We start from the raw sequence: 5,205 nt of genomic DNA, 5'->3' as shown, positions 1-5,205 counted from the left end.
GCTGCCGCCGGCCCGAACGCCAAGCAGCTGGCCGATGCCTACGGCATCCCGTACAGCGAGCAGAAGCACAGCAACATGCGCAAGACGGTGGCGCGCCGGCTCCTGGAGTCGAAGCAGACCGTCCCGCATTTCTACCTGACGGTCGACATCGAGCTCGACGCGCTGCTCAAGCTCCGCAAGGAGCTGAACGACCGCGGCGACGTCAAGCTGTCGGTCAACGACATGATCATCAAGGCGGCGGCGCTGGCGCTGCGCAAGGTCCCGGCGGCCAACGCCTCCTGGACCGACGACGCGATGATCCAGTACGAGCGGGTCGACGTCTCGGTCGCGGTGGCCACCGAGGGCGGCCTGATCACCCCGATCATCAAGGACGCCGACCGCAAGGGCCTGGGCACCATCTCCGGCGAGATGAAGGACCTGGCGGCCCGGGCCCGCGACGGCAAGCTGAAGCCCGAGGAGTACCAGGGCGGTACCTTCTCGATCTCCAATCTCGGTATGTTCGGGGTCAAGGATTTCGCGGCGATCATCAACCCGCCGCAATCCTGCATCCTGGCGGTCGGCGCCGGCACTCAGCGGGCGGTGGTGAAGGACGGCGCGCTGGCCATCGCCACGGTGATGAGCTGCACCCTGTCGGTCGACCACCGCGCGGTGGACGGTGCGGTCGGGGCCGAGTACCTGGCCGCCTTCCGGGCGCTGGTCGAGGCGCCGCTCAGCATGATGCTCTAAAGGCCGCCCGACAATGCTACTGGCATGGCCGTCTGATGGCGGTTTCTGCGCTTCCGGTGCTCACGGACTTAACGTCCGCTGCGCTCCGGTTCTCGAAACCACCGCCAGCCGGCTCATGCCAGCGCATTCTCGAACGACCTTTGACCGGTTCGGACTGGAGCCCTCCGGCTCCTGACCCCGTGATCGCCTCCGCCGGGATGCGGGTGGCAGCAAGGAGACACGACAGTGGCTGAGACCAGCTTCGACGTCCTGGTGATCGGCGGCGGCCCGGGCGGCTATGTCGCGGCGATCCGCGCGGCCCAGCTGGGCCTGAAGACCGCGCTGGTCGAGCGCGAGCATCTGGGCGGCATCTGCCTGAACTGGGGCTGCATCCCGACCAAGGCGCTGCTGCGCTCCTCCGAGATCTCGCACCTGCTGAAGCATCTCGACCAATTCGGCTTTTCGGCCAAGGACATCAGCTTCGATCTTAAGAAGGTGGTCGAGCGGTCGCGCAAGGTGGCCGCTCAGCTGTCCGGCGGCGTCAAGCACCTCTTGAAGAAGAACAAGGTGCCGGTGTTCGATGGCACCGCGAAGCTGCTCGGCGGCGGCAAGGTCGAGGTGGCGCTGAAGGCCGGCGGCAAGGAGACGCTGGCGGCCAAGCACATCATCATCGCCACCGGCGCGCGGGCGCGGAACCTGCCGGGCCTCGAGGCCGACGGCAAGCTGATCTGGAGCTACAAGGAGGCGATGGTCCCGCCGACCATGCCGAAGTCGCTGCTGGTCATCGGCTCCGGCGCCATCGGCATCGAATTCGCCAGCTTCTACCGCAACATGGGCGCCGAGGTGACCGTGGTCGAGATGCTCGACCGCGTGCTGCCGGTGGAGGATGAGGAGATCTCGGCCTTCGCCAAGAAGCAGTTCGAGAAGCAGGGCATGCGCATCCTGACCGGCGCCAAGACCCAGAAGCTGGAGAAGGGCGCCGACAGCGTCACCGCGACCATCGAGGTCGGCGGCAAGACCGAGACCATCACCGCCGACCGGGTGATCCTGGCGATCGGCATCACCGGCAATGTCGAGAATATCGGGCTGGAGAACACCAAGGTGAAGGTCGACCGCGGCCACATCGTGGTCGGCCCGTATCTCGAGACCGACGAGCCCGGCGTCTACGCCATCGGCGACGTCGCCGGTGCGCCCTGGCTGGCGCACAAGGCCAGCCATGAGGGCGTGATCTGCGTCGAGAAGATCGCCGGCCAGCACCCGCATCCGATGGATGTCAGCAACATCCCGGGCTGCACCTACTGCTCGCCGCAGGTGGCGTCGGTCGGGCTGACCGAGGCCAAGGCCAAGGCCGCCGGCCACGAGGTCAAGGTCGGCCGCTTCCCCTATATCGGCAACGGCAAGGCGATCGCGCTGGGCGAGCCCGAGGGCATGGTCAAGACCGTGTTCGACGCCAAGACCGGCGAACTGCTGGGCGCCCACATGATCGGCGCCGAGGTGACCGAGCTGATCCAGGGCTATGTCGTCGCCAAGACCGGCGAGCTGACGGAGGCCGAGCTGATGCACACCATCTTCGCGCATCCGACGCTGAGCGAGATGATGCATGAGAGCGTCCTGGACGCCTACGGCCGCGCAATCCACTATTGAGCAAAGCGTGCTTGGCTTCCGGCGGCGTTTCCCCATCTTTGGGTGAGGCGCCGCCGCAGCCCGGCCGCAACCCGCAAGGACGACCATGTCCGCTGTAGAGCCCCATCTCCGCCACCCCGAGAAGGCGCATCGCCCGGACAACCCGGTGCCGCGCAAGCCGGCCTGGATCCGGGTCAAAGCGCCGGTCTCGGCCGAGTACAACCAGACCCGCCGGCTGATGCGGGACCTCAAGCTGAACACGGTGTGCGAGGAGGCGGCCTGCCCGAATATCGGGGAGTGCTGGGCCAAGGGCCACGCCACGGTGATGATCCTGGGTTCGGTCTGCACCCGGGCCTGCGCCTTCTGCAACATCGCCACCGGCCGCCCGGACCAGCTGGACCCGCACGAGCCGCAGCACGTCGCCGAAGCCGCCGGAAGGCTGGGGCTGAGCCACATCGTCATCACCTCGGTCGACCGCGACGACCTGGACGATGGCGGCGCCCGGCATTTCGCCGAGACCATTCGCGCCGTCCGCGCCGCGTCGCCGGACACGACCATCGAAATCCTCACTCCCGACTTCAAGAACAAGCCGGGAGCCGTTGAAATCGTTGTCGAAGCGCGTCCGGATGTCTTCAACCACAACCTCGAGACCGCGCCCCGGCTGTACCCGTCGATCCGCCCCGGCGCCCGCTATTTCACCTCGCTGCAGCTGCTGTCGCGGGTGAAGGAGCTGGACCCGACCATCTTCACCAAATCCGGCATCATGGTCGGCCTGGGCGAGACGGCCGAGGAGGTCGGGCAGGTGATGGACGACCTGCGCGCCGCCGATGTCGACTTCATGACCATCGGCCAGTACCTGCAACCGACGCCGAAGCACGCCAGGCTGGACCGCTTCGTGACGCCGGAAGAGTTCCAGAGCTATGAGCGGATCGGCCGCGGCAAGGGCTTCCTGATGATCTCGGCCTCGCCGCTGACCCGGTCCTCCTACCATGCCGGCGCCGATTTCGAGAAGATGAAGGCCAACCGGCTGGCCAAGCTGGCTGCAGCCTCTGGATCCATCGACCTTGTTGCATTGGCGCAGGGCGCCTGAACGTCGCACTGGCGGGACGCTCTTGAGGGTCTAATCTAGACCTCCAAGCGTCCCGCGGATCCATCATGCCCTCACACACCGAGCGCCGCGTCCTGCCCTACACCCCGCAGCAGCTCTACGAGCTGGTGGCGGATATCGAGAGCTACCCGAGCTTCCTGCCCTGGTGCCTCGCCGCGCGCATCCGCAAGCGCGAGGGCAACGTGCTGACGGCCGACCTGGTCATCGGCTTCAAGATGATCCGCGAGCGCTACACCAGCCGCGTCACCCTGACGCCGGGCCAGCAGATCGACGTCGCCTATGTCGACGGGCCGATGAAGCGGCTGACCAATTGCTGGCGCTTCCTGCCGCATCCCGCCGGCTGCGAGATCGATTTCCATGTCGATTTCGAGTTCCGGTCGCGGGTGCTGCAGACGGTGATCGGCGCGGTGTTCCACGAGGCCTTCCGCCGCATGGTCGGCGCCTTCGAGACCCGCGCCCGGGCGCTCTATGGCGATCGCGCCTCGGTGCCTGCCGCGGCCGCCGAGGGCTGATCCGACAGGCCGCCGGCTGCCGCGGTGAAGCGCGGGGCCAGGGTGCGGTCGGCGCAGAGCGTGTCGAGCGGCGCTGCCGGCATGTCGATGAACCGGGCCACCAGATCCGGCGCGCAGCTCTCCGTGCTCAGGATCGAATGGCTGCCGGACCGGAACTCGATCACTCGGCCATTGGTCAGGGTCCGCGCCGCGATATAGGCGTATTCCGGCGGCGTGATCGGGTCGAAGCTGCCGGCCAGCAACAGGGTGGGGGTGGTGCTCGACACCGCCACGGCATCGACCGCCGAGATCGGCGGCACATGCCAGGAATCGCAGACCTGCCACTCCAGCGCGTAGGCGGCATTGCCGCCATAGGGCTCCGAGGCCGCGACCGAGGCCGCCAACGCGTCGCGGGTGGCGAAGGGCCAGCTCTCGCTGCAGGCGACGCTCAGCGCCAGCCCGTCGGACCGGTTCGGCCCGCCGCTGAACACCGGCCCGATCCAGGGGGCAAGGGCGGTCAGGTCGCCGCGCGCCACCTTGTCGATCAGCCCGGGCAGGTCCGGCACGGTCGTGTGGTCGTAGAAGGTGGCGTACAGTGCGTCGAGCACGATGCCGTCATCGACCCGGATGGCGCGCCGGCCCTGGCGGACCGTCTCCGGCTGCGCCCGCAACTGCGCCAGCATGCCGTCGAACCGGGCCTCCAGCAGTGGATACGCGCTGTCGCAGTCCGGGCTGCTCTGGCATTCGCCGAACAGCCGGCGGAACACGCGCGCGATCAACGCCGGCTGGGTGTCCAGGTCGAAGATTCCCGGCGGGTAGACGCTGTCCAGCACGGCGCTGCGCACACGGTCGGGGAAGTCGCGCATCACCGCCAGCGCCACCCGAGTGCCGTAGGACACGCCGATCAGGTTGTAGCTCTCGTAGTTCAGTGCCGCGGCGATGTCGTCGACATCGGCCGCCGCCTCGGCCGTGGTGAAGGCCGACAGGTCGTTGCCGGCGCGGGTCAGGCGGTCATGGCAGGCCACGGCCGCCGGCCGCTCCAGCGCCAGCACCTCGGCCCGGGTCAGCCCGGGCTTCCAGTTCCGCTCGGCGATGCGGTCCAGCTCCGGGCAATCCAGGTTGGGTCGCGACTGGCCGACGCCGCGCTGGTCGAAGACGATGAAGTCCCGCGCCTGGCGGATCGGCCGGCTGATCTGCCACCAGGTGTCGGCGTCGTCGCCGAAGGCGGTGTCGCCCGGGCCGCCATTGAGGAAGATCACCGGGTCGGGCAGCGGCGAC

At 68.2% G+C, this 5,205-nt stretch carries 5 protein-coding genes; 4 read left to right on the top strand and 1 reads right to left on the bottom strand.

Annotated elements, in window-relative coordinates:
* The 4 genes from P409_RS26110 to P409_RS26095 form a co-directional block, all read left to right on the top strand.
* The coding region (locus tag P409_RS26110; protein WP_034845313.1) for a 2-oxo acid dehydrogenase subunit E2 at positions 1-726 on the top strand (726 nt) is incomplete at its 5' end.
* 225 nt (positions 727-951) lie between these two features.
* Positions 952-2,349 carry a dihydrolipoyl dehydrogenase gene (gene lpdA / locus P409_RS26105; protein ID WP_034845312.1) on the top strand — a complete coding sequence of 466 codons (1,398 nt, stop codon included), beginning with the start codon at positions 952-954 and terminating at the stop codon, positions 2,347-2,349.
* An 85-nt stretch (positions 2,350-2,434) separates the two neighbouring features.
* Positions 2,435-3,418 carry a lipoyl synthase gene (lipA, locus tag P409_RS26100; RefSeq protein WP_052121404.1) on the top strand — a complete coding sequence of 328 codons (984 nt, stop codon included), beginning with the start codon at positions 2,435-2,437 and terminating at the stop codon, positions 3,416-3,418.
* A 65-nt stretch (positions 3,419-3,483) separates the two neighbouring features.
* Positions 3,484-3,948: a type II toxin-antitoxin system RatA family toxin gene (locus tag P409_RS26095; protein WP_034845311.1), complete on the top strand. Its 465-nt coding sequence runs from the start codon at positions 3,484-3,486 to the stop codon at positions 3,946-3,948.
* Here P409_RS26095 and P409_RS26090 read toward each other — a convergent pair.
* Positions 3,903-5,205 (bottom strand): alpha/beta fold hydrolase (locus P409_RS26090; protein WP_052121403.1); only part of this gene is annotated, 1,303 nt, incomplete at its 5' end. The genes P409_RS26095 and P409_RS26090 overlap by 46 nt on opposite strands.

The organism is Inquilinus limosus MP06, assembly GCF_000767795.1.
Taxonomy (GTDB): Bacteria; Pseudomonadota; Alphaproteobacteria; order DSM-16000; family Inquilinaceae; genus Inquilinus; species Inquilinus limosus_E.
Note: the sequence above shows the minus strand (reverse complement) of the source record. Positions and strands in the feature narration are given on the sequence as shown.